A 23,819-nucleotide genomic window follows, 5' to 3' on the forward strand; every position below is an offset into this window, starting at 1 on the left:
AGCACCCGAGAGGGTGGGTTCCCCTGCAGGAGCGGAGGAAGGGTATAGCGTACCCACCCACACCGTCCTGCATAGTCACATGAGGCGGGGGAGGGCGCCTTCACAGGCTAAGCGAGTATCCTAGAAGCTTCGTATCCCCGAACCGAAACGAGAAAAAGCGTGGAAATCCTGCTGTACGCTGTGGGCATTATCCTCATGGCAATTGCTATTGCCGTCTCGATTGCCCTGCACGAGGTGGGGCATCTGGTGCCCGCGAAGCTGTTCAATGTGCGCGTTCCGCAGTACATGATTGGCTTCGGTAAGACCGTATTCTCTTTCCGCCGCGGCGAGACTGAGTACGGTTTCAAGGCGATCCCGTTGGGTGGTTACATTTCGATGATTGGTATGTACCCGCCGAGCCCTGCTGAGGTGAAGGAGCACCATGAGGAGGGCCATTCGGGCAGTACCAGCCCGTTTGCGTCCATGGCTGAGGAGGCGCGTGCGGCGGATGCTGAGCGTCTGAAGCCCGGTGATGAGGACCGCCTGTTCTATAAGTTGCCGGTGCTCAAGCGCATGGTGATTATGCTGGGCGGCCCGACGATGAACCTGCTGATTGGTGTGGTGTGTACTGCTGTGCTGATTTGTGGTTTTGGTACGGCGCAGGTGACGAATAAGGTGTCGGCGGTGTCTGAGTGCGTGCCGAGCGTGAATGTCACTCATGATTCGATTAGCTATGGCGAGTGTACGGATAAGTCCACTCCGTCGCCTGCGAAGGCTGCTGGTGTGCAGGTGGGTGACCGTGTGGTTGCTGTGAATGGTGCGTCGACGGGTTCGTGGGAGGCTGTGTCTTCGGCGATTCGTGCGGCGGGTTCTCACCCGAGCACCCTGACGGTGGAGCGTGATGGTCAGCGTCTGAATTTGTCGGTGACTCCGGTTGAGATGATCCGCCCGGTTTCTGACGGTAAGGGCCAGTATGCGCGTGCCGCTGATGGTTCGATTGCGACGACTCGCGGCGGTTTTGTGGGTGTTTCCCCGTCGAGTGAGTTGGTACCCGGTTCTATTACTGAGGTGCCCGCGATGGTGGGCGATACGCTTTCGCGTGTGGGTTCGTCGATGCTTTCGTTGCCGCAGCGTGTGTGGGAGTTGACGGTGACCCTGGTGACCGGTGGCGAGCGTAGTGCTGAGTCGCCGGTGTCTGTGGTGGGTGTGAGCCGTATTGCCGGTGAGGTGACGGCTACTGACCGTATTGATGTGAAGGCGAAGGCTGCGATGTTGGTCTCGCTGGTGGCGAATATGAATCTGATGCTTTTTGCGTTCAACCTGATTCCGCTGTTGCCGCTGGATGGTGGCCACGTGTTGGGTGCTCTCTGGGAGGGTGTGCGTCGCTTCTTTGCACGTCTGACTGGGCGTAAGGATCCGGGTCCGTTTGATCCGGTGAAGTTGCTGCCGTTGACGTATGTGGTTGCGGGCGCATTCATTGTGATGTCTGTCATCCTAATTGTGGCGGATATTGTTAAGCCCATCACCCTGTTTTAGTGTGTTGTCACGCGCGGTAAGGGTACCCGTATTAGTGCTTTCTTTCGCGTCAGTGGCACAATAAAAAGTTGAACGAAGGATGCGTCGTACGTCCTTCACAACCCATGTATGGAGGAAAACCTTGTCGGTCAGCCTTGGTATGCCGAAGCCCGCTCCTGCGGTTCTGTCGCCGCGTCGTAAAACCCGCCAGTTCAAGGTGGGTTCTGTCGGTGTTGGTTCTGAATCTCCGATTTCGGTGCAGTCGATGACGACCACTAAGACCCACGACATTGGTGCGACTCTGCAGCAGATTGCTGAGTTGACCGCTGCCGGTTGCGATATTGTGCGTGTGGCGTGCCCGACCGATAAGGACGCGGAGGCTCTGCCGATCATTGCGAAGCAGTCCCGCATTCCGGTGATTGCTGACATCCACTTCCAGCCGAAGTACGTGTATGCGGCTATTCAGGCTGGTTGCGGTGCTGTGCGTGTGAACCCGGGTAATATCCGTAAGTTCGACGACCAGGTGAAGGAAATCGCTCAGATGGCTTCGGACCACGGCGTTTCTCTGCGTATTGGTGTGAACGCCGGTTCGCTGGATAAGCGTCTGCTGGAGAAGTACGGTAAGGCTACTCCGGAGGCTCTGGTTGAGTCTGCTGTATGGGAGGCTTCGCTCTTTGAGGAGCACGGTTTCCGTGATTTCAAGATTTCTGTGAAGCATAACGACCCTGTGGTGATGGTGGAGGCGTACCGTCAGCTGGCTGAGCGCGGTGACTGGCCCCTGCACCTGGGTGTGACTGAGGCTGGTCCGGCGTTCCAGGGCACTATTAAGAGCTCGGTGGCGTTCGGTACTCTGCTGTCTCAGGGTATTGGCGATACTATTCGCGTGTCGCTGTCTGCTCCTCCGGTTGAGGAGGTGAAGGTGGGCACCAAGATCCTGGAGTCGCTGAACCTTCGCCCCCGCAAGCTGGACATCGTTTCGTGCCCGTCCTGTGGTCGTGCGCAGGTGAACGTGTGGGAGCTTGCCGAGAACGTGACTAAGGGCCTGGAGCACATGAAGGTTCCGCTGCGTGTTGCCGTGATGGGTTGCGTGGTGAACGGTCCGGGTGAGGCTCGTGAGGCTGACCTGGGTGTGGCGTCCGGTAACGGTAAGGGCCAGATTTTCGTGAAGGGTGAGGTCATTAAGACCGTGCCCGAGGATCAGATCGTTGAGACTCTGATTGAGGAGGCAACCCGCATTGCCGCCGAGATGGAGGCTTCGGGCGAGTACGTTCCCGAGGGTTCCCCGGCTGTTTCGGTGAGCTAGTTAGCTTTTGTGCGCGGAGGCGCCCTGCTGAGGGCGCCTCCGCGCTTTTCCGGTTATGTCCGGTTATGGTGGTGGCAGGTCCGGTGCTTGTCGCCGCCGGCTGTGGCCGCATAATTCGGCTACTTTTCGGGGCACGCCCCGTATCGTCACTCATCTGTCTATCGCTCATTCTCTATCACTCAACACAGCATGCTTAATCTTTTATCTTCTCTTCGCCCAAGTTCTTTCCGCTCTAAATCCAAGCGCGGCAGGCGGGCTGCTTCATCGATGGATTCTTCCCCTATGCTTGATCGCGTGAAGGAACACGTTTTTGCTCTGGATGCTCGGTGGTGCGATGAGCTGGAGGAGGTCCTGTTCAGTGACCCGGTCCCGAATCTGTACTCCATTGAGCATTATTTGGCGTGCCCTCTTCCGGTGAGGTCCCCGCGTATTCCGCTGCACTACTATCAGGGTTTTGTGGGTTGTGAGCGTGACGGGCAGTTGTGCTGTGTGCTGCTGTTGGGTTCGAATGTGGTGCCGGTGCGGCTGTGCGGTGTCGCGGTTGAACATGATGTTGCCGAACGTGTAGAAACCTCTGATGCCACCACCCTGGATGCTACGGCGCTCGCGCATCGTGATGCGCTGGCTCAGCTGCTGCTGCAGGTGGGTTCTCGCCTGGATTCCATGTTCGGTGAGAGCGTCTTCGTAATGCCCCTGTGGACGCGCATGCAGGAGCTGTGCGAGCAGACTCGCGGCGATAAGAGCCCGCTACTGCAGATGCTGCAGCCAAGCCTGGGTGACGGTTGCGATCACCGTGCGCGGGTTCTGTCGGAGCGTCCCAATCAGCCGCTACTGTATCTGCCGCCGGAGAAGGACCTCGCCCGCTTCTACGCCGTGGAGCTTCCTGAGCTGCCGGCGCACCTGCCCGCGCCTCTCAAACCCGTGCCCATCAAACCCGAGCCCCTCAAGTCGGGGGAGAGTCCCGCCGGCGCTTTTCAACTCAGTGGTGAGGCTGCCGGGTATGCGCGCCTCGCCACCTCCGCGGACCTGGGGGAGCTTCTGCCCGCCGCAGCCGCCATGTTCACCGAGGAGGTCGGCTTCGACCCGGTTGCTCGCTACGGTGACGGCTATGCGGCGCGCCTGCGCACGCTCATTGCCGGTCAGCGCAGCGCCATTGTCACCGATGTGAATGGGCGGGTTATCTTCAAGGCGGATGCGGGCATCGTGAACCTGGATGCCGCGCAGGTGCAGGGCGTGTGGCTGCACCCGGATTACCGCGGCTACGGGCTGGCTAAGCCGTTCTTTGCCGCCGCCGCGCAGATTCTGCAGCGCCGCTACTCGCACCTGAGCCTGTACGTGAACGACTACAATGCCCGTGCTCTTGCCATGTACCGGGGGACCGGTTGGGAGCAGATTGGGCAGTTCTCGACCATCATTTTTGAGCGCTAAACACGCCGAATCCTAAAACGCTATAAAATTAAAGACGACTGTGCCTATTTACGGCTCACCCGGTGAGCCTCGGGCACCCTACCTAAACCTATCGACCTTTCAAGGAGAATCGTGGTACTTCGCCTTTCCAACCTCTTCGTGCGCACTCTGCGCGAGGACCCCGTAGACGCTGAGGTCGCCAGCCACAAGCTGCTGGTCCGTGCCGGTTATATCCGCCGCGCAGCCCCCGGCGTGTACACCTGGCTGCCCCTGGGCCTGAAGGTACTGCGCAAGGTCGAGAACATCATCCGTGAAGAGATGGACGCCATCGGCGCGCAGGAAGTTCACTTCCCCGCACTGCTGCCCCGCGAACCCTACGAGGCAACCAACCGCTGGGACGAGTACGGCGATAACCTCTTCCGCCTCAAGGACCGCAAGGGTGCAGACATGCTGCTGGCACCCACCCACGAGGAAATGTTCACCCTGCTGGTGAAGGACCTGTACTCCTCCTACAAGGATTTGCCGGTTTACCTGTACCAGATTCAGACCAAGTACCGCGATGAGGCGCGCCCCCGCGCGGGTCTGCTGCGCGGTCGCGAGTTCGTCATGAAGGACTCCTACTCCTTCAACATTGACGATGAGGGCCTGAACGAGGCGTACATGGCTCACCGTGCCGCCTACCAGCGCATCTTTGAGCGCCTGGGCCTGGAGATTGTCATTGTGACCGCACAGTCCGGCGCGATGGGCGGCTCCCGCAGTGAAGAGTTCCTGCACCCGACCCCCATCGGTGAGGATACTTTCGTGCGTTCGGCTGGCGGTTACGCGGCAAACGTTGAGGCCGTGACCACCGTGGTTCCCGAGGAAATCGAGATCACCGAGGACACCCCGGCGGCAATCCTTGTGGACACCCCCGACTCCGCCACCATTGAGACCCTGGTGGAGCGCATGAACGAGCTGCACACCGAGGTGACCGGCGGCGCCATCGAGGCTTCGCAGACCCTCAAGTGCTTCCTGGGCACCGTCATCACCCCCTCCGGCGAGCGTAAGGTCTTCGCAGTGGGCGTTCCCGGCGACCGTGCCGTGGACCTGGGCCGCGTTGAGGTCAACATCGGCGCCCTTCTGGGCATCGGCGGCGAGGTTGAGGTTGAGGCAGCCAGCGAAGAGGACCTGAAAGCATACCCGCAGCTGGTCAAGGGCTACATTGGCCCCGGCCTGAGCCTGGACGCGCCCCTGCTCGGTGCGCACACCGAGGACGAGGACGCGGTAGCTTCCGCAACCGGCATTCCCTTCTTCGTTGACCCCCGCGTGGTGCGCGGTACCCGCTGGGTGACCGGCGCAAACGAAGAGGGCAAGCACGTGGCGAACCTGGTCTTCGGCCGCGACTTCACCGCCGACGGCGTGATTGAGGCGTGCGAGGTGCGCGAAGGCGACCCGGCACCGGACGGCTCCGGCGAGCTGGTCGCAGCCCGCGGCATCGAGATGGGCCACATCTTCGCCCTGGGCCGCAAGTACGCTGAGGCACTGGGCCTGAAGGTCCTGGACCAGAACGGCAAGCTGCAGACCGTGACCATGGGCTCCTACGGCGTGGGCGTGACCCGCGCACTGGCTGCCATCGCCGAGGGCAACCACGACGAGAAGGGCCTGATCTGGCCGCGTAACCTGGCACCGGCAGACGTGCACATCGTCATCACCGGCAAGGACGCAGCATCCCACGAGTACGCTGAAGAGCTCAGCGCATCCCTGGAATCCGCCGGCCTGCAGGTCATGCTGGACGACCGCCCGAAGACCAGCCCCGGCGTGAAGTTCGGCGACGCCGAGCTGCTGGGTGTGCCCACCATCCTGGTGATTGGTCGCGGCTTCAAGGACGGCGTGCTGGAACTGAAGGACCGCCGCAGCGGTGAGGCTCGCGAGGTGTCCGTCGAGAACGCGGTGGCTGAGGTCATCGCAGAGGTGCGCGGCGCCTAAGGTGCGCCACTAGCCCGCAGAGACGTATAACCGTTGCCACCTGCCCCGCCTCCTAAGAGGTGGGGCAGGGTAGGCGGCGGAAGAATGAAAGAAGAGAACTATGGCATACAAGCCGAAGCGTTCTGGCTCTAAGAAGAGCGCCCCGAATGCGCGCGCGCGCCGTGCCGCATCCCGCGTGGCGAATGGTGTGAACACTCCCCGCACTCGCGTTGAGAGCGAGCCCGTGGTGGAGGCACCGGTGCGCGTGGGTACCCGCGCAATTCGTGAGGAAGAGGTTGCCGAGGCGATTGCCCCGGTTATCTCCGAGTTCTCGCTGGTGCTGGAGGGCCTGAAGATTTCGGGTCCGGCGGCGAACCGCACCGTGAAGATTACGGTGGACTACACCGCTGAGCGTACCGATTCGCTGTCGCTGGATTCCCTCGCGGAGATTTCCGGTGCGATTTCGAGCGCCCTGGACCGTGCGGATGAAAACGACGAGTTCTTCCCCTACGAGCTGGAGGTGTCCTCGCCCGGCGCTACCCGCGCCCTGACCGAGCGCCGCCACTGGGAGCGTGCCCGCACCCGCCTGATTGCGGTCACCGCACCCGATGGCACCGAGTACCTGGCGCGTCTGCACGAGGTGCAGGATGACGGCCCGGTGCTGGCTCGTAAGAAGAACACGAAGAAGGGCCAGAAGGAGTCGTACCACGAGCCGAGCTTGCTCCCGTGGGAAAATATTGCTTCTGCTCACGTCGAGATTGACTTCAATTCGCCCGCTGAGCCGGTAGAATAGAGTTATTAAAGCTTCAGGCACGGGGTGTTCCGTGCCAGGTATATACCGTTCGGGAGCCGGGGCGCATTGAGCGTCCCGGCGCCGTGCTAACTGGGAAAGGCTGAAAAGCGTGGAGGATATTAAAACTATTGACCTGGGCGCACTGCGCGCATTGGCGAAGCAGCGCTCTCTCGTCATGGAGGAGCTCTTCACCCTGGTTGAGAACGCCCTGCTGCTCGCGTACATGAAGCAGCCCGGCGCCATTAAGGGTTCTCGTGCCGTCATCGACCACACCACCGGCGAGTTCGTCATTCTGGCTCCTGAGCTTGATGAGGATAACCAGAAGATTGACGAGTTCGACGATACCCCGAACAACTTTGGCCGTATCGCTGCCGCAACCGTCCGTCAGGTGCTTTCGCAGCGTCTGCGTGACGCTGAGGACGCATCCGTTCTGGGTGAGTTCAAGGACCGTGAGGGCACCCTGGTGTCCGGCGTGATTCAGCAGGGCAACAACCCGCGTATGGTTCAGGTTGACCTGGGCACCGTTGAAGCTGTTCTGCCCAGCAACGAGCAGGTTCCGGGCGAGAAGTACCCGCACGGCTCCCGCCTGCGCGCCTACCTGGTTGAGGCTCGCCGCGGCCCCAAGGGCCCCTCGATTGTGGTTTCTCGTTCGCACCCGAACCTGGTTCTGCGCCTGTTCGAGCACGAGGTTCCCGAGATTTCTGAGGGCCTGGTTTCCATTAACTCCATCGCCCGTGAAGCTGGTCACCGCTCCAAGATTGCGGTGTCCGCGAAGAACCCGACCATTAACGCTAAGGGTGCGTGCATCGGCGATATGGGTGCCCGCGTGCGTGCGGTTGCTGCCGAGCTGAATGACGAGAAGATTGACATTGTCGACTACTCGACCGATCCGGCAACCTTCATCGCTGCGGCGCTGTCCCCGGCGAAGGTCACCGAGGTCATTATCGCGAACCCGCGTGAGTACTCTGCTCGTGCCGTGGTTCCGGATGACCAGCTGTCTCTGGCTATCGGCCGTGAGGGTCAGAACGCACGTCTTGCAGCGAAGCTGACCGGCTGGCGTATCGATATTCTTTCCGAGTCCAAGTACGCTCAGGTTCGTGCCGAGGAAGAGGTTGCAGCTCGCGTGGCTCGTAGCCTGGCTGAAGAAGCTTCCGCTGAGAAGGCAATTGAAGAAGCAGCAGAAGAGTCCGCACAGGACGCTGAATAAGCATTAGCCCCGGTGAGGGGCGTATCCCGCGGCATATCCTTTTGATGCAGGCGCAAGAGATCGGGCAGTAACGTGCCCGGTGTTCTTGCGCCTGCGTCACAGTTTTGCCCATGATTCTTAAAAACGGGATACACTATTAAGATGTGCCGGTGTGTAACCGGGCGCTTTAACGCGCCCTCGCATACACCGGATGGAGCATCACGAATGTACTGCGAACGCGGTTCTACACACGCTAGAGAGGGGAGAGGACCATGAGCGATCACGACCTCACCGCAACCTCCGAAGCGTTTGAAGGACCGGTCCGCACCTGCATCGGATGCCGTGCCCGCGATGAACAGCGCAACCTGCTGCGCATCGCCCGCACACCCGTCACGTCTGCTACCGAGCAGGCGGACACTCCGCCCTATCAGCCCGATGTGGCGGGAACTATGCCCGGACGAGGCGCTTGGATCCATCCGAGTGAAAAGTGCGTAGCCGCTCTGCAGAAAAAGAACGGTCTGGCGCGCGCCTTCAAAAAAGCGGTCCCTGCAGCCCAGCTGCAGGCGTGCTGCGAGCAGATTCGAGCCGTGATTGCGGACTCGACCCCCTCGTAGACGCTTTTCGGGTATATGCCCTCTGTAAGTCAACGAGTTTGACGACTTCTTATCTGAAAGCGAGTCAGAAAACTGATGGATATCTAATGAGTGCCGCGAAATGAGTACCCTTTCGTGCTCACCCACCGGCAATTTCACGAATTGGCGCGCCTTCGGGCGTGCACCCCGTAAACATTAGTGTCCGCACCATTCCCGGTGCGGACCGGGAATGGAGAAAATTTGGCTCAGCCTCGAGTACACGAGTTTGCTAAAGAAGTAGGCGTACCTTCCAAGGAAGTTATCGCCAAGCTCAAGGATATGGGCGAGTTCGTTAAGAGCTCCTCTTCCACCCTGAACCCCATGGTTCTGAAGAAGTTGCGCGCGGAATTCCCCGCCGCAGCCGCTAAGCCTGCCGCAAAGGCAGCACCTGCAAAGGCAGCAACGGAGTCGGCGGCTAAGCCGGCACCCAAGCCCGCAGCGGCTAAGCCCGCCGCTAAGCCTGCGGCAACCCCCAAGCCCGCAGCGGCAAAGCCTGCCGCTAAGCCGGCACCCAAGCCTGCAGCTAAGCCCGCAGCAGCTGAGAGCGCAGCTCCCAAGCCCGCAGCAGCTAAGCCCGCCGCAAAGCCGGCAGCAGCACCCAAGCCCGGCGGCCCCCGCCCGGGTAACAACCCCTTCGCATCCCAGCAGGGCATGGCACGCCCCGAGGCTGCACCGAAGCCTGCCGCTCCCAAGCCTGCCGCTCCGAAGCCCGGCCCCAAGCCCGGTCCTCGCCCCGGTAACAACCCCTTCGCATCCCAGCAGGGTATGAAGCGTAACGGCGGCGACTCCCAGCGTTCCGGCGGTCCCCGTCCGGCACGTAACGGTCGTCCCGGTGGCAACGGTGGCGCACGCCCCGGCGGTAACGGCGGTCCTCGCCCCGCAGGTGGCGCACGTCCCGGTGGTAACGGTGGCCCCCGTCCGGCAGCTGGCGCACGTCCCGGTGCACCCCGTCCGGCTGGTGGCGGCGGCGCACGCCCGAACCCCTCGATGATGCCCAAGGTTTCCAACGTTGGTGGCGGCGCGTCCGGTTCCAACAACGGTGGCGGTAACGGTGGCGGCGGCGCACGTCGCGGCGGCGGTTCCGGCGGCTTCAACCGCGGTCCGGGTCGTCCCGGCCCCGGCGGTCGCGGCAACGCACAGGGTGCATTCGGTCGCGGTGGCTCCAAGCGTAAGGGCCGCAAGTCCAAGGCAGCTCGCCGCCATGAGCAGGAGCAGCTGAACGCACCGGCACCCGGTGGCGTGGTTGTTCCTCGCGGCGACGGCTCGACCGAGATTCGTCTGCGCCGCGGCGCGTCCATCATGGACTTCGCTGAGAAGATTGGCGCAAACCCGGCATCGCTGATTACGGTTCTCTTCCACCTGGGTGAGATGGCTACCCAGACTCAGTCCCTGGACGAGGAGACCTTCGAACTGTTGGGTGCCGAACTGGGTTACGTCATCAAGATTGTTTCCCCGGAGGATGAGGAGCGCGAGCTGCTCGAGTCCTTCGACATCAACCTCGAAGCCGAAGCAGAAGCTGAGGGCGAGGACGTCCTGGAGGTTCGTCCCCCGGTTGTTACCGTCATGGGTCACGTTGACCACGGTAAGACCCGCCTGCTGGACGCTATCCGTAACACCAACGTTATTGAGGGTGAGGCCGGCGGCATTACCCAGCACATTGGTGCATACCAGGTCCACACCACCGTTGAGGGTGAAGACCGCGCGATTACCTTCATCGATACCCCCGGTCACGAGGCGTTCACCGCTATGCGTGCCCGTGGTGCGAAGGTCACCGACGTGGCAATCCTCGTGGTCGCAGCGGATGACGGCGTTATGCCCCAGACCGTTGAGGCACTGAACCATGCACAGGCAGCTAACGTGCCGATCGTGGTTGCTGTGAACAAGATCGATAAGGAAGGCGCGTCCCCGGACAAGATCCGTGGCCAGCTCACCGAGTACGGTCTGATCCCCGAAGAGTACGGTGGCGACACCATGTTCGTGGACGTCTCCGCTCGCAACGGCACCAACATCGACGAGCTGCTTGAAGCTGTCACCCTGACCGCTGACGTGCTCGAACTGACCGCTAACCCGAACAAGGAAGCACGCGGCGTTGCTATTGAAGCAAACCTGGACAAGGGCCGCGGTGCGGTTTCCACCGTCCTGGTTCAGTCCGGTACCCTGCACGTCGGTGACGCTATCGTTGCCGGTGTTGCTCACGGTCGCGTTCGTGCAATGTTCGATGAGAACGGTCAGGCTGTGAAGGAAGCTGGCCCGTCCCGCCCCGTTCAGGTGCTGGGTCTGTCCACCGTTCCTCGTGCAGGCGACACCTTCCTCTCCACCGAGGAAGAGCGCACCGCTCGTCAGATCGCTGAGAAGCGTGAGGCTGCTGATCGTAACGCTCAGCTGGCTAAGCGTCGTAAGCGCGTGACCCTCGAGTCCTTCGATGCCGCTGTGGCTGAGGGCAAGATGGACACCCTGAACCTGATCATTAAGGGTGACGTCTCCGGTGCTGTGGAAGCACTGGAAGAGTCCCTGATGAAGATCGACGCCGGTGGCGACGAGGTTCAGCTGCGCGTCATCCACCGCGGTGTGGGTGCTATTACCCAGAATGACGTGAACCTGGCTACCGTGGACAACGCGGTCATCATCGGCTTCAACGTCCGCCCGGCAGAGCGCGTTGCAGAACTTGCCGACCGCGAAGGCGTCGAGATGAAGTTCTACTCGGTCATCTACCGTGCGATTGAGGAAATTGAGCAGGCCGTCAAGGGTATGCTCAAGCCCGAGTACGAGGAAGTGGAGCTCGGCTCCGCAGAGATCCGCGAGGTCTTCCGCTCCTCCAAGTGGGGCAACATCGCAGGTTCGATCGTCAAGAACGGCATCATCAAGCGCAACGCCAAGGCACGCCTGGTGCGCGACGGTTCCGTGGTGGCAGACAACCTCACCATCGAGTCGCTGCGTCGTTTCAAGGACGACGCTACCGAGGTTCGCGAAGGTTTCGAGTGTGGTATTGGCCTCGGCTCCTTCAACGACATCAAGGAAGGCGACATTATCGAGACTTGGGAGATGCGCGAAAAGCCGCGTGTCTAAGACTCACACGCTGATGCGCCCGTCACCCGCTAGTGTTCCCGCACCCGCAGGCTTCTAAAACTGGAGCCTGCGGGGCGGGTGCTGGCGGGGCGGGCGCTTCCGCATTACCTGGAACGCCTCCGTAACACCCCGAGTGTTCGCGGAAGCACCACGAGATTTCAAGGAGAAACACATGGCTGATGCAGCCCGCGCGGCACGACTTGCCGACCGCATCAAGGTGATTGTGGCGAAGGCGCTGGAGCGTCGTGTTAAGGATCCCCGCCTCGGTTTTGTGACCATTACCGATGCCCGCGTGACCAACGACCTGCAGCACGCAACCCTGTACTACACCGTGTTCGGCTCCGAAGAGGACGCCGCAAACACCAAGAAGGCGCTGGAATCCGCTAAGGGCATTCTGCGCGCCGAGGTTGGTAAGAACATCACTGCCCGCCTGACCCCCACCCTGACTTTCGTCGCTGACGAGGTTCCCGAGAACGCCTTCCACATTGAGGCGCTTCTGCGTGAGACTCGCGAGCGCGACGCCGCCCTGGCTGCTGCAGCCGAGGGTGCCGAGTACGCTGGTGAGGCTGACCCCTACAAGAAGGATGAGCCTGCCGAGGGTGAGGACGCCTAAGTGGCGAAGAAACAACCTCAGGGCCCGTCCGGCCTGATGGTCATTGATAAGCCCGCCGGGATGAGCAGCCACGATGCGGTCTCTCAGATGCGTCGTATTGCTGGCACCCGGCGGGTTGGTCACGCCGGTACGCTGGATCCCGCCGCGACCGGTGTGCTGATTTTGGGCATCAATAAGGCGACGAAGCTGCTGACCTACCTGGTCGGTCAGGATAAAACCTATGACGCGACGATTCGCCTGGGCATTGAGACGCTGACTGAGGATGCCGAGGGTGAGCACACAGCCGCGCATCCGGATGCCGTTGAGGCGCTGACCGGTTTGAACGCTGAGCAGATGCGTGCGCGCATCCTGGAGGCTGTGGCGCAGCTGAGCGGCGATATCCTGCAGGTTCCTTCTGCGGTGTCTGCTATCAAGATCAACGGTGTTCGCTCGTATGCGCGTGTGCGTAGCGGTGAGCAGGTTGAGTTGGCGGCGCGTCCGGTGACGATTAGCGAGTTCACGGTGCATTCTGTGACTGCCGGTTTTGCCGAGTACGTGATTGAGGACCCCGAGAACGAGGGCGAGCACGCGGCAACCTCGGTTCCCGTGATTGACTGCGACGTGACGGTTTCGTGCTCTTCGGGCACCTACATTCGTGCTCTGGCGCGCGATCTGGGCAAGATCCTGGGCACCGGTGGCCACCTGACGGCTCTTCGCCGTACCCGTGTGGGTGCGGTGGTACTTGAGGACGCCGCCGACTTGGCGCAATTGAAGCAGCGCCGTGAAGAGTCGGAGGCACCGCTGGAAGATCTGCCGCTGCTTCCCCTGGAGGAGGCGGCACGCCGCATCTTTGGTGCGCGTGAGCTATCTGCCGCGGAGGCGAGCGATATTTCCTACGGGCGCCGTATTAGCCCCAGCGGTGACGGTTCCGTGGTGAAGCGTTCCGTGCACGCGAGCGCGGATGAGTCCGGTGCGGTGCAGCATGCCAGCGTTGAGGGTATTGTGGCGGGCTTCGCCCCGGACGGTACCCTGGTGGCCCTCCTGGAGAATAAGAAGCAGCGCGGGAAGGTTCAGGCTGCCCCGGTGCTGGTTTTTGAGGCGAATCGTTCCTTCAACTAGGCGTTGAGGGCTTATGATGGGCGAAGAGGGTTCGGTGTTTGTGCCTACCCAAAGCTGATTCCTCACGCCTGATTGATTCAGCGCCTGTTGAACGTGAGCCCTTATTCATTCAACACGCTAACGTAATACAACCCCTGAACACACATGACTACTCGTGCGGGTGCCGCCCGGCCCTGCTGAAGGAGAGAAGATGAGCGAGAACCAGAGCTCTGCTAAGAAGGCGAGTGAGCCTCGTACCGCGCCGGTACCCCGCGTGGAGTCTGCACAGGCTGAAGCTACCGTAACCGGGGCTGCTGCGACCGGAGCTGCTGCTCAGAGCGGTGCCGCGAAGGCTGCCGGTGCTAAGACTGCTGAGCCTATTTCTGCGGCGAAGGCACCTGCGGGTGTTCGCGTAGCCGCACCGGCGTCCGGCGATAAGGCGTCGCAGAAGGCAGATAAGAAGGCTGAGAAGAAGGCAACCCGCGAGGCGTTTGCCCGCCCCAAGAGCATTGAGGAGGCGGCTAAGCCTCAGAACCGTGCGGCGTTCCGTGCGGCGGTGGCGCTGTACGGTCTGTTCATGATTGCATACGGTGTGTGGCAGGTTTTGGGCGGTATCCGTGTGATTCCGGATGCGCCTCAGGATTTCGCGAATGCCTCGGTGCAGTCGAACTACGTGTTCTTCGCGGCAGCCTATGTGGGTGTGGGTCTGTCCTTCGTGTTCATTGCCCTGAAGTTCAAGTGGGTGAACATGCTCGTGTTCTCCTGCCTGGTGGTTTTCCTGGGTGGCGTGGGTCGTATCCTGTCGTGGGCGTTCTTCGGTACCCCGCACTGGTCGCTGATTGTGCTGATGGTGACTGAGCTTGTGATTCCTCCGTGCCTGCTGGTGTGGTACGGCTGGATCAACAAGTCCAACGCAATCCGCCAGGAGATGCTTAACGCATCCCGAACCCAGCCCGCCGCGGCTGCCAAGGGCCGCAAGTAGGCTCGTATGCGCCCGGGAGGGCCCCGAGAGGGGCTCGTCCCGGGCTTTTTCGGGGCGCTTGCCGAGTCCCCGTTCCATTCTCTAGCGATGAGTGCCCGCTAATTCTTTATCCTGCCGCCCGTGGTCTAGGATGGAGAGGTACATTTAACTTTTCAGGAGAGCCCGTGACCCTCTACACCGCTTTGAGCGACGTCCCCGCCGGCTATGGCCCCTCGGTCGTGACCATCGGCAACTTTGACGGCGTGCACCGTGGGCACGCCCGCGTGATTTCACGCGTGGTGTCCCTCGCTGAGGAGCACGGTCTGCGCTCCATCGCGGTCTCGTTCGACCCGCATCCCATTCAGGTGCACCGCCCCGAGGTGGCCCACCACGACATCATGAGCCAGGGCGCTCGCCGCCACTACATGTGCCTGCTGGGCCTGGAGGACTACCTGCTGCTGCACTACAGTCTGGAGTTCGCGCAGCAGACCCCCGAGGAGTTCGTGAAGACCACCTTCGTGGACGGCCTCAACGCCCGCTACGTGGTGATTGGCGACGACGTGCGCTTTGGCCGCAACAACTCGGGCGACCTGAACACGATGCGTGAGCTGGGGGAGAAGTACGGCTTCGAGGTCGTGGTCGTGGAGGACCTCATGGTGGATGAGAACACCCGCTGCTCCTCGACGCGCATCCGCCAGCTGCTGCTGGAGGGCGACATGCCGGCCGCGACCGAGCTGCTGGGCCGCCATCACATGATGGCCGGCGAGGTCGTGCACGGTCTGGCGCGTGGCCGCGAGCTGGGCTTCCCGACCGCGAACCTGGACTTTGAGGCGCGAGGCTTGCTGCCCGCGGACGGCGTGTACGCCGGCTGGCTCGTGGATGAGGCGGGTACCCGCCACCCCTCCGCCATTTCGGTGGGTACGAACCCGACCTTTGACGGCATCGAGCACCGCCAGGTGGAGGCGCATGTGATTGACCGCCCCGAGGAACGCGTGGAAGACTTCAACCTGTACGGTCAGCACGTGCTCATCGAGTTCGTGAAGCGACTTCGCCCCATGGTGGCCTACACCGGTGTGGAGGCGCTGATCGAGCAGATTAACGATGACGTGGCCAAGACCCGCGAGGTGCTGGCTGAGGACGCTAAAAGTTACTGCCCGCCGGAGTGCCCGGTGCAGGCGGAAGTGAAGCATCCCCAGCTCTAACCCCACCACGGGTAACCCAGCCACAGGGCGCCGCAGCCTGCGTTTTCTGCGGTGATGACGTGTGATGCCCCGGCGGTAGATTTTCGGATCTGCCGCCGGGGCTTCGCGTACCCGTCCGGATGTGCCACCCGCGAGGCATCCCTGTTTTAGTCGCCCCCGTTTTAAGAGAAGATAGAGTCATGGAAAAAATGAACGTCGAATCCTTCAACCTCGACCACCGCGCCGTAGCAGCACCCTACGTGCGTATCGCAGACCGCAAGGTCCTGCCCGGTGGCGACACCCTCATCAAGTACGATATCCGCTTCACCCAGCCGAACACCGCGCACCTGGAAATGCCGACTGTGCACTCCATCGAGCACCTGAGCGCCGAGCACATGCGCAACCACACCGACCGTCTGATTGACTTCTCCCCGATGGGCTGCCAGACCGGTTTCTACGCGCTGACCCTGGGCCTGGAGCCCGAGGAGTTCTTCCCCATCCTGGAAGCAACCCTCAACGATATCCTCAACGCGACCGAGGTTCCGGCAGCGAACGAGGTGCAGTGCGGTTGGGGTGCCAACCACACCCTCGAAGGCGCGCAGGCTGCGGCTCGCGAGTTCCTCGCGGCACGCGATGAGTGGGCGCAGGTGATGGCGTAATGAGCGCACAGATCCCTGACGCTTTCGCATCCGCCTTCAACCCGGTGGACTTTGACCCGAACGCTTTCGACCCGGCTGAGGCGTTCAACAGCATGTTTGAGCTGATGGACGGCATGTCCAACGCCATCATTATTCAGGTGGCGATGGATGAGGAGCTCGCACCCTTCCTGAAGGTGACCGAGGAGCTGCAGCCGTCCTTCACCGAGGGCGCGGCAGTATTCCACCCGCGCTACCTGCAGGTGGGCGAGGACCAGGTTCCGCTACTGTTGGTTCGCTCCAAGATTGGTCTGGTGAACGCGGCGAGCGCCGTCACCGAGGCAATCAGCTACTCCTCGAACTGCCTGGGCGTCATTAGCGCAGGTACCGCCGGCGGTTTGGCGCGCGGCATCAACGTGGGCGACGTGCTGATTGGCGAGAACTACACCTACACTGACGCCGACGCGACCGCGTTCGGTTACGCGCGCGGCCAGGTTCCCGGCATGCCCGAAAGCTACGACGGTCAGGCGGATGAGTGGCAGGACGCTCTGGAGCATGCGCTCGCCGCACTGGAGCCGGTGCGTGAGCAGGCTGAGAGCGCGTGGGAGGTGCGCCGCGGCCAGATGCTGGCGGGTAACTCCTTCGTGACCGCCCACAACGTGAAGGACACCCGCGAGGCATTCGAGGGCGCCATCAGCACCGACATGGAGACCACCGCTATTGCGCAGGTCTGCCACAACTACGAGATTCCGTTTATCGGTGTGCGTTGCGTGTCTGATCTGTGCGGCCCGGAGGCTGACCAGGACTTCCACCTCTCCATGGACGTAGTGGCTCCTCGTTCGGCTCGTTACGCTCTGCAGCTGGCTGCTGAGCTGTGGACCGAAGCGCAGCTGGAGGCGCTGGATCTGGCTCTCTAAACCTCTAGAACACGCGGTAAGACTGCGGCGGGATACGAATCTGAGCCCGCTGTTTGAAATGCCGGAGGAAGTGCCGGGGCGTGAACCGATGGGTTCACGCCCCGGTCTTTTTGTACCGGTCTCTGCGCCCGGTTTTACGCCTGAACCGCGAGAAACGCAGAAATATTAACCGCGGTGAATATACATTCTGTGTGTCGTGGAGTACTATGAATGTGGAAACTGTCCGATCTCACAGAGGAGTACGTCGTGAAGTTCTGCCCGACTCTCGCCTCCGTCACCGGTCTGCTCGGTGGCTACAAGGTTGCATCTAGCACCGGCATCCGCCCGCTCGGCGGCGCTGTCCTGGCACTGTGCGGTGCCGTGGCTTACAAGAATTGGAAGCGTAAGGCTGGCGCAGGCCGTGCCACCTTCCTCACCGCTCTCTACCTCGGCGCGTTCGGCGCCGCTCATCCGCTCGCCAAGAAGCTTGGCGCGTGGCCTGCAGTCTACACTGTGACTGCTGCAACCGCTCTGTGCTCTATCGTCATTGGACGTAAGCGACAGAAGTAATCTTTGACGAAAAGACGGCGGAAAGGCAACGTTGCCTTCCCGCCGTCTTTTGCGTTCCCTCCCACCGTACCGGTTGGGAGCGGATGCGCCGGGGCGACGCGCGAAGGCAACACCTTCCGCGCAACGCCCCATCACTCGATGGGGAGTGAATCAACCGGTACCGCTCTCAGTCACCTGCTGAGCTGCGGCACCGCCCGATACGTTTCCCCGCCACCGGCGGGTACACCCCACGAGGTAAAGGAAAAGAAGAAGATGAATACCACTCCGGACTCATCCCCGGTACAGCAGGGCGTAGCTGAGGCTACCTCCGAGAGCCCGCAGCTAGCGCGTGGACTCTCCCTGCGTCACATCATGTTCATCGCCCTCGGCTCCGCCATCGGCACCGGCCTGTTCTACGGCTCGGCATCCGCCATTCAGCTGGCGGGCCCCTCCGTGCTGCTTGCCTACGTTATTGGCGGCGCGGCAGTGTTCATGGTGATGCGCGCAATGGGCGAACTCGCCCTGGCGCACCCGGTCTCCGGAGCGTTCTCCGAATACGCTACCCGCTACCTCGGACGCTGGGCTGGTTTTGTGACCGGCTGGACCTACGCCCTGGAAATGGCGCTGGTTGCCATTGCGGACGTCACCGCCTTTGCCGTGTACATGAAGTTCTGGTTCCTGAACAGCCCCTCCTGGATCTGGATCGTCTCGGTTCTGCTGATTCTGCTCGCCATTAATCTGGCGAAGGTCAAGGCGTTCGGCGAAACCGAATTCTGGTTCACTCTCGTGAAGGTCAGCGCCATTATCGCCATGATTGTTGGCGGCGTGGTTCTGCTCTTCGTGGGTGTGCAGGCGCACGACTCCGTGGCGCCCTCCGTTACGAACCTCTGGGCTCTTGAAGGCGGCTTCTTCGCGAACGGATTTACCGGCTTCCTCGCCTGCTTTACCGTGGTGATGTTTGCCTTCGGTGGTATCGAGAACATCGGTATTGCCGCCGGTGAGGCGAAGGATCCGCGCACCTCGATTCCCAAGGCGATTCGCACGGTGCCGTTCCGCATCCTTATCTTCTACATTCTGACCCTGTCGGTCATCATGTCCCTGTACCCCTGGTACTCGGTGACGAAGGCGAACTCGCCGTTCGTGCAAATCTTTGAGGGCCTGGGCATTCCGGCTGCCGCTTCGATTCTGAACGTGGTCATCATTACCGCCGCCATCTCTGCGCTGAACGCGGACGTGTACGGTGCCGGCCGCATGATGTACGGCCTGGCGAAGCAGAACCTGGCGCCGGCTTCCTTTGCGAAGGTTACGAAGAACGGTGCGCCCTGGATGACCACCCTCATCATGGTGCTGGTTATGGCAGTCGGCGTGATTGTGAACGTGCTCTTTGAGAACGCGTTCGAGGTGGTCGCCTCCCTGGCGACCTTCGCGACGGTGTTCGTGTGGGTCATGATTCTGCTGGCGCACATTGCGTTCAAGCGTAGCGGCGCCGATACTGACCCGCAGCCGGTGCGCCAGCCCCTGTGGCTGAGCTACCTGGCGTTGGCGTTCATGATCTTTATCGTGGTGCTCTTCGGTTGCTTCGCCGATACCCAGCTGGCGCTGGTGATGGGCGCAATCTGGTGCCTGTTCCTGCTGGGCTACTACCGCCTCGTGGTGGTCCGCGCTCGCGTTGAAGTATAGAGAACAGAAGCGTAGAGAACAGAATCACAGAGAGCAGAAGCATAAACGCTGAATCCTCAACGTAAAGCCCGGTGCGAGAGCCCTGCGTGAGAGCCCGGCTGTGAAGCCCGGCGACCGGTAGTGTGATGAGCTACCTGTCGCCGGGCTTCTGCTCACCCTTCCACGAAAGCGCCTCGGTAGCGTAGAATGGGAAGAACGCGTCTGCAGTCCGCAGTAGACGACGTGTATTACAGGGCGTAAGCCCACCACCCGGCGGCAACCGTCCGTACGGGACGTATGCGGTACTAACTCTAGGAGTTAAAAGTGGCACTGGATCCCGCTGTCAAGCAGGCAATCATCAAGGAATACGCAACCCACGAGGGCGACACCGGTTCGCCCGAGGTTCAGATTGCAGTTCTGTCTCGTCGTATCGCCGACCTGACCGAGCACCTGAAGTTCCACAAGCACGATCACCACTCCCGTCGTGGCCTGATGATCCTCGTTGGTCGTCGCCGCAACATGCTCGGCTACCTGAAGAGCGTCGACATCGAGCGTTACCGTTCGCTGATCGAGCGCCTGGGTCTGCGCCGATAAAACAGGAGCGTCTTGACGCTTTTGTGGTGATTAATCGCCTTTAGGCGGTGTGTGCGGACGTGCTGTCAGCACTACCAGCCCTCCATTTCGGAGGCGGGTAGCGCCAGCGCGTCCGTACTGCCGCGTTGAGGGGCGCATCTTCCGCTAGCTAGATTCCTGCGCTAGGTTTTTGGGCTAGATTCCAAAGCTGCGCGAGAAGATGCCGCCTCACCTGAAAGAAAGAACACGGGCCGTACCGGCACACACGCCGCGGTCCTCGGTAGCGAATTACGGAACAACACCACCCCCACAACCGTGCCGACACACGTCGAGCACACGAAAAGGCGGGGGAGAGGTGCCGTGGTTTCCTATCGAAGGCCGACTCGTGCGCCGTACGGCCTGCCAAGAAGAAAGAAGGAACCGTGGAAGGTCCCGAAATCAAGTTTGCTGAAGTCGAAATCGACAACGGCATTCACGGTAAGCGCCACGTGCGCTTTGAAACCGGCCGTCTCGCCAAGCAGGCTAACGGCTCGGTGCTCGTCACTATCGATGACGAGACCACCCTGCTCTCCGCAACCGTGGTCGGCAAGTCTCCCCGCGATGGCTTCGACTTCTTCCCGCTGACCGTGGACGTGGAAGAGCGCATGTACGCAGCCGGCAAGATCCCGGCATCCTACTTCCGCCGCGAAGGCCGCCCCAGCACCGAGGCCATTCTGGCAGCCCGCCTGATTGACCGCCCGCTGCGCCCCGCCTTCACCAAGGGCATCCGCAACGAGGTGCAGGTCGTCGTGACCGTCCTGACCTACAACCCGGACGAAATCTACAACACCTTCGCGATCAACGCGGCTTCGGCATCGACCACGCTCTCCGGCGCGCCCTTCAGCGGCCCCATCGGTGGCGTGCGCATGGCACTGATTGACGGCCAGTGGGTCTGCTTCCCCAAGTACTCCCAGCTGGAAAACGCCGTGTTCGACATGGCTGTTGCCGGTCGTATCGTCACCAAGGCTGACGGTACCGAAGACGTCGCGATCATGATGGTCGAGGCTGAGGCCACCGACAACTCCTGGAAGCTCATCAAGGAAGACGGCCAGACCGCCCCCACCGAAGAGGTCGTCGCCCAGGGTCTGGAAGCCGCTAAGCCCTTCATCGCCGCCCTGTGCAAGGCCCAGGCTGACCTGGCCTCCCGCGCCGGCAAGCCCGCTCTTGAGTTGCCCTTCTTCGGCGGCCACGGCGAGGACGTGGACGCAGCCGTGAAGGAATTCGCCGCAGACCGCCTGGTCGAGGTGTACTCCATCGCTGGTAAGCAGGAGCGCGAAGCAGCAGCAGCTGAGCTGAAGGAAGACCTCAAGGAGGCCCTGACCGGCGAGGGTAAGGAATTCGAAGAGCGCGCCGACGAGGTTGACGTGGCATTCGCCGCCCTGACCAAGCACATCGTGCGCCAGCGCATCCTCACCGAGCAGGTCCGTATTGACGGCCGCGGCCTGACCGACATCCGCCAGCTCACCGCTGAGGTTGAAATCCTGCCCCGCGTGCACGGCTCCTCCCTCTTCGAGCGTGGCGAGACCCAGATCATGGGTATCACCACCCTGAACATGCTCAAGATGGAGCAGCAGCTGGACTCCCTGCACCCGCTCAAGTCCAAGCGCTACATCCACCACTACAACTTCCCGCCGTACTCCACCGGTGAGACCGGCCGCGTGGGTTCGCCCAAGCGCCGCGAAATCGGCCACGGTGCACTCGCAGAGCGCGCAATCACCCCGGTGCTGCCCTCCCGCGAAGAGTTCCCCTACGCAATCCGTCAGGTCTCTGAGGCTCTGGGCTCCAACGGCTCGACCTCCATGGGCTCGGTCTGTGCATCGACCCTGTCCCTGCTGAACGCCGGTGTGCCGCTGCGCGCACCCGTTGCAGGTATCGCAATGGGCCTGGTCTCTGACGAGGTTGACGGCGAGACCCGCTACGCAGCCCTGACCGACATCCTTGGCGCGGAAGACGCACTGGGCGATATGGACTTCAAGGTTGCAGGTACCTCCGAGTTCGTGACCGCTATCCAGCTGGACACCAAGCTCGACGGTATCCCCGCATCCGTGCTCGCTGGCGCACTGACCCAGGCACGTGAGGCTCGCCTGCACATCCTCGAGGTGCTCGTCAGCGCGATTGACGCACCGGATGAGATGAGCGAGTTCGCACCGCGCATTATTTCCGTGAAGATCCCGGTTGCCAAGATCGGTGAGGTCATCGGCCCCAAGGGTAAGATGATCAACCAGATCCAGGAAGACACCGGCGCAGACATCTCCATTGAGGACGACGGCACCGTGTACATCGGCGCAGCTGACGGCCCCTCCGCAGAGGCAGCACGTTCGGCAGTGAACGCTATCGCTAACCCGCAGGTTCCCGAGGTTGGCGAACGCTACCTGGGTACCGTGGTGAAGGTGACCGACTTCGGTGCGTTCATCTCCCTGACCCCCGGTAAGGACGGCCTGCTGCACATCTCCGAGATGCGTAAGCTCAACGGCGGCAAGCGCGTTGTTGACGCTGAGGACGTTGTCTCCGTGGGCCAGAAGGTCCAGGTGGAAATCACCAAGATTGATGACCGCGGCAAGCTCTCGCTGGCACCGGTCGTTGAGGGTGGCGACGACGAGTAGTCGTAACCCCCGCTAAGTGATGAGGGGCGCCCGGCGCACCCGGTGCGGTTCATTCCCCGCCGGATGCACCGGGCGCCCCTTGTTCGCGAGTAAGAGAGATAAGATTAATATATTTCTCTTGCACTGGAAAGAAAGTGAGCGAATGCAGACACGACGTGACAGCACAATTGATATTGCTAAAGGCATCGCAATCATTGCAATTGTGTTTGGGCACATTCATCGAGGGATGTGGGCATCTGGACTGGGGACGGAAGCCTTCCGCCCCTACAAATATGTGTTTGACTACGGTGTCTATTTTTGGCACCTGGTAGTTTTCGCTTTTCTGAGCGGCCTTTTTGTCGCACGAGGAGCCACGAAGACTACCCCCTCCTCATACCTGACAAAGCGTCTGATCCTCTTCGGATACCTCTACGTTATTTGGCAGGTTCTGCAGGTGGGCATGAAGCTTGTGCTCCCGTCTAATTCTTCCGATAAGACGACTGTTATGAGCCTGCTCGAGCTGTGGAAGCCCGAGGGTCAGCTCTGGTTCTTCCCTTGGCTCATGATTGTCACCATTATTGCTGTGGTGACGCGAGTATGGCAGAAGAACGCTATTGCTGCCCTAACGATTGCTGGTTCAGCGATTCTTGCGCTTGCCTCGTGGGGCTACATCGGCGAATATGTCGGCACGCAGGGTCTTTCGCTGCTCTTCTTCTTCCTCGTTGGTGTAGCCCTTGGCTATGAGAGATTCCAGCGCATTATGAGCTCCATTCCTTTGGCTGCTCACGCGGGTATCGTTGCTGTTGCCCTGTTCGACTACATCTATCTTCTGATGAACTTTCAGGCTACTCCGCCTACCGTCATTCCTTACTTCACGAATAATGTCGGTGCGGTAGCTATGGGTATTCTTGCAACGGCGATGTCCTCGCTGGCGGTGCTTTCGCTCTCCTACCTGCTGGCGCGGGTTCCGTGGAGCGGATGGCTCGCCTACCTGGGCCGTCACTCCCTGGAAATCTTCATCGCGCATATTGTGTGCGGTGCAGCTTTCCGTTTCGTACTGATTAAGTCCGGTTTCTTCTCGGTGCCCCTGTTCTTGGTGGGAGGAACGATCTTCGCGATCCTCGCCTCGCTCCTGATGGGGTACTGCGCTCAGAAGCTGCGGGTTCCGCTGTTTGCGTTGCCTCGCCCTCTTGAACGAAAAATTAGCTAATCGAAATATCGAAGGACGC

The 23,819-nt window shown here is 61.3% G+C and carries 19 protein-coding genes; all 19 read left to right on the forward strand.

The annotated features are described in order from the left end of the window. The first annotated feature begins 159 nt into the window (after window positions 1-159). The 19 genes from HMPREF2528_RS04655 to HMPREF2528_RS04745 all read left to right on the forward strand — a co-directional run bounded on the left by HMPREF2528_RS04655 (window position 160) and on the right by HMPREF2528_RS04745 (window position 23,800). A complete protein-coding gene (locus tag HMPREF2528_RS04655) occupies window positions 160-1,515 on the forward strand; it encodes a M50 family metallopeptidase (protein WP_070507738.1) in 1,356 nt (451 codons plus the stop codon). Between the two features lie 139 nt (window positions 1,516-1,654). Further along, complete coding sequence (gene ispG, locus HMPREF2528_RS04660; RefSeq protein ID WP_044142245.1) at window positions 1,655-2,797, forward strand: flavodoxin-dependent (E)-4-hydroxy-3-methylbut-2-enyl-diphosphate synthase; 1,143 nt, start codon at window positions 1,655-1,657, stop codon at window positions 2,795-2,797. A 267-nt stretch (window positions 2,798-3,064) separates the two neighbouring features. Next, on the forward strand, window positions 3,065-4,225 hold the full coding sequence (locus tag HMPREF2528_RS04665) for a GNAT family N-acetyltransferase (protein ID WP_246823878.1): 1,161 nt from the start codon (window positions 3,065-3,067) through the stop codon (window positions 4,223-4,225). Between the two features lie 111 nt (window positions 4,226-4,336). After that, window positions 4,337-6,169 (forward strand): proline--tRNA ligase, encoded by a 1,833-nt coding sequence (locus HMPREF2528_RS04670; RefSeq protein WP_044150662.1) that lies wholly within the window; start codon window positions 4,337-4,339, stop codon window positions 6,167-6,169. Window positions 6,170-6,269: 100 nt separating this feature from the next. Continuing rightward, window positions 6,270-6,941 (forward strand): ribosome maturation factor RimP, encoded by a 672-nt coding sequence (rimP, locus tag HMPREF2528_RS04675; RefSeq protein ID WP_012903936.1) that lies wholly within the window; start codon window positions 6,270-6,272, stop codon window positions 6,939-6,941. Between the two features lie 109 nt (window positions 6,942-7,050). Continuing rightward, window positions 7,051-8,148, forward strand: coding sequence for a transcription termination factor NusA (gene nusA / locus HMPREF2528_RS04680; RefSeq protein WP_049328007.1), 1,098 nt, complete (start codon window positions 7,051-7,053; stop codon window positions 8,146-8,148). A gap of 251 nt (window positions 8,149-8,399) precedes the next feature. Continuing rightward, window positions 8,400-8,741, forward strand: a complete 342-nt coding sequence (locus tag HMPREF2528_RS04685) for a YlxR family protein (RefSeq protein ID WP_049360583.1) — start codon at window positions 8,400-8,402, stop codon at window positions 8,739-8,741. Window positions 8,742-8,960: 219 nt separating this feature from the next. Further along, window positions 8,961-11,825, forward strand: a complete 2,865-nt coding sequence (gene infB / locus HMPREF2528_RS04690; RefSeq protein WP_070542742.1) for a translation initiation factor IF-2 — start codon at window positions 8,961-8,963, stop codon at window positions 11,823-11,825. A gap of 172 nt (window positions 11,826-11,997) precedes the next feature. Further along, window positions 11,998-12,438, forward strand: coding sequence for a 30S ribosome-binding factor RbfA (gene rbfA, locus HMPREF2528_RS04695; RefSeq protein ID WP_005507090.1), 441 nt, complete (start codon window positions 11,998-12,000; stop codon window positions 12,436-12,438). Next, window positions 12,439-13,536 carry a tRNA pseudouridine(55) synthase TruB gene (gene truB / locus HMPREF2528_RS04700; RefSeq protein ID WP_070542746.1) on the forward strand — a complete coding sequence of 366 codons (1,098 nt, stop codon included), beginning with the start codon at window positions 12,439-12,441 and terminating at the stop codon, window positions 13,534-13,536. Window positions 13,537-13,726: 190 nt separating this feature from the next. Continuing rightward, window positions 13,727-14,497, forward strand: a complete 771-nt coding sequence (locus tag HMPREF2528_RS04705; RefSeq protein ID WP_070542749.1) for a DUF4345 domain-containing protein — start codon at window positions 13,727-13,729, stop codon at window positions 14,495-14,497. 164 nt (window positions 14,498-14,661) lie between these two features. Further along, on the forward strand, window positions 14,662-15,678 hold the full coding sequence (locus HMPREF2528_RS04710) for a bifunctional riboflavin kinase/FAD synthetase (protein ID WP_070542752.1): 1,017 nt from the start codon (window positions 14,662-14,664) through the stop codon (window positions 15,676-15,678). 179 nt (window positions 15,679-15,857) lie between these two features. Further along, window positions 15,858-16,316 carry an S-ribosylhomocysteine lyase gene (locus HMPREF2528_RS04715; RefSeq protein ID WP_005507094.1) on the forward strand — a complete coding sequence of 153 codons (459 nt, stop codon included), beginning with the start codon at window positions 15,858-15,860 and terminating at the stop codon, window positions 16,314-16,316. Beyond that, window positions 16,316-17,209 (forward strand): 5'-methylthioadenosine/S-adenosylhomocysteine nucleosidase, encoded by an 894-nt coding sequence (mtnN, locus tag HMPREF2528_RS04720; protein WP_070507724.1) that lies wholly within the window; start codon window positions 16,316-16,318, stop codon window positions 17,207-17,209. Before HMPREF2528_RS04715 ends, mtnN begins: the two co-directional genes overlap by 1 nt. Before the next feature lie 210 nt (window positions 17,210-17,419). Then, a complete protein-coding gene (locus tag HMPREF2528_RS04725) occupies window positions 17,420-17,758 on the forward strand; it encodes a hypothetical protein (RefSeq protein WP_070507722.1) in 339 nt (112 codons plus the stop codon). Between the two features lie 252 nt (window positions 17,759-18,010). Beyond that, window positions 18,011-19,417 (forward strand): amino acid permease, encoded by a 1,407-nt coding sequence (locus HMPREF2528_RS04730; RefSeq protein ID WP_070507720.1) that lies wholly within the window; start codon window positions 18,011-18,013, stop codon window positions 19,415-19,417. A gap of 303 nt (window positions 19,418-19,720) precedes the next feature. Next, a complete protein-coding gene (gene rpsO, locus HMPREF2528_RS04735) occupies window positions 19,721-19,990 on the forward strand; it encodes a 30S ribosomal protein S15 (protein ID WP_005507098.1) in 270 nt (89 codons plus the stop codon). Between the two features lie 401 nt (window positions 19,991-20,391). Further along, window positions 20,392-22,611, forward strand: coding sequence for a polyribonucleotide nucleotidyltransferase (locus tag HMPREF2528_RS04740; RefSeq protein WP_070542755.1), 2,220 nt, complete (start codon window positions 20,392-20,394; stop codon window positions 22,609-22,611). A 142-nt stretch (window positions 22,612-22,753) separates the two neighbouring features. Continuing rightward, window positions 22,754-23,800 (forward strand): acyltransferase family protein, encoded by a 1,047-nt coding sequence (locus HMPREF2528_RS04745; RefSeq protein ID WP_168160859.1) that lies wholly within the window; start codon window positions 22,754-22,756, stop codon window positions 23,798-23,800. The last annotated feature ends 19 nt before the right edge of the window (window positions 23,801-23,819 follow it).

This window comes from Rothia sp. HMSC078H08 (genome assembly GCF_001808955.1).
Lineage (GTDB): Bacteria > Actinomycetota > Actinomycetes > Actinomycetales > Micrococcaceae > Rothia.

Excerpts from the sequence above, each read along its gene's own strand:
- ispG (WP_044142245.1), top strand. The coding sequence starts at position 1,655 with ATGCCGAAGCCCGCTCCTGCGGTTCTGTCGCCGCGTCGTAAAACCCGC.
- HMPREF2528_RS04665 (WP_246823878.1), top strand. The coding sequence starts at position 3,065 with ATGGATTCTTCCCCTATGCTTGATCGCGTGAAGGAACACGTTTTTGCT.
- rimP (WP_012903936.1), top strand. The coding sequence starts at position 6,270 with ATGGCATACAAGCCGAAGCGTTCTGGCTCTAAGAAGAGCGCCCCGAAT.
- HMPREF2528_RS04685 (WP_049360583.1), top strand. The coding sequence starts at position 8,400 with ATGAGCGATCACGACCTCACCGCAACCTCCGAAGCGTTTGAAGGACCG.
- rbfA (WP_005507090.1), top strand. The coding sequence starts at position 11,998 with ATGGCTGATGCAGCCCGCGCGGCACGACTTGCCGACCGCATCAAGGTG.
- HMPREF2528_RS04705 (WP_070542749.1), top strand. The coding sequence starts at position 13,727 with ATGAGCGAGAACCAGAGCTCTGCTAAGAAGGCGAGTGAGCCTCGTACC.
- HMPREF2528_RS04715 (WP_005507094.1), top strand. The coding sequence starts at position 15,858 with ATGGAAAAAATGAACGTCGAATCCTTCAACCTCGACCACCGCGCCGTA.
- mtnN (WP_070507724.1), top strand. The coding sequence starts at position 16,316 with ATGAGCGCACAGATCCCTGACGCTTTCGCATCCGCCTTCAACCCGGTG.
- HMPREF2528_RS04725 (WP_070507722.1), top strand. The coding sequence starts at position 17,420 with ATGTGGAAACTGTCCGATCTCACAGAGGAGTACGTCGTGAAGTTCTGC.
- HMPREF2528_RS04730 (WP_070507720.1), top strand. The coding sequence starts at position 18,011 with ATGAATACCACTCCGGACTCATCCCCGGTACAGCAGGGCGTAGCTGAG.
- HMPREF2528_RS04745 (WP_168160859.1), top strand. The coding sequence starts at position 22,754 with ATGCAGACACGACGTGACAGCACAATTGATATTGCTAAAGGCATCGCA.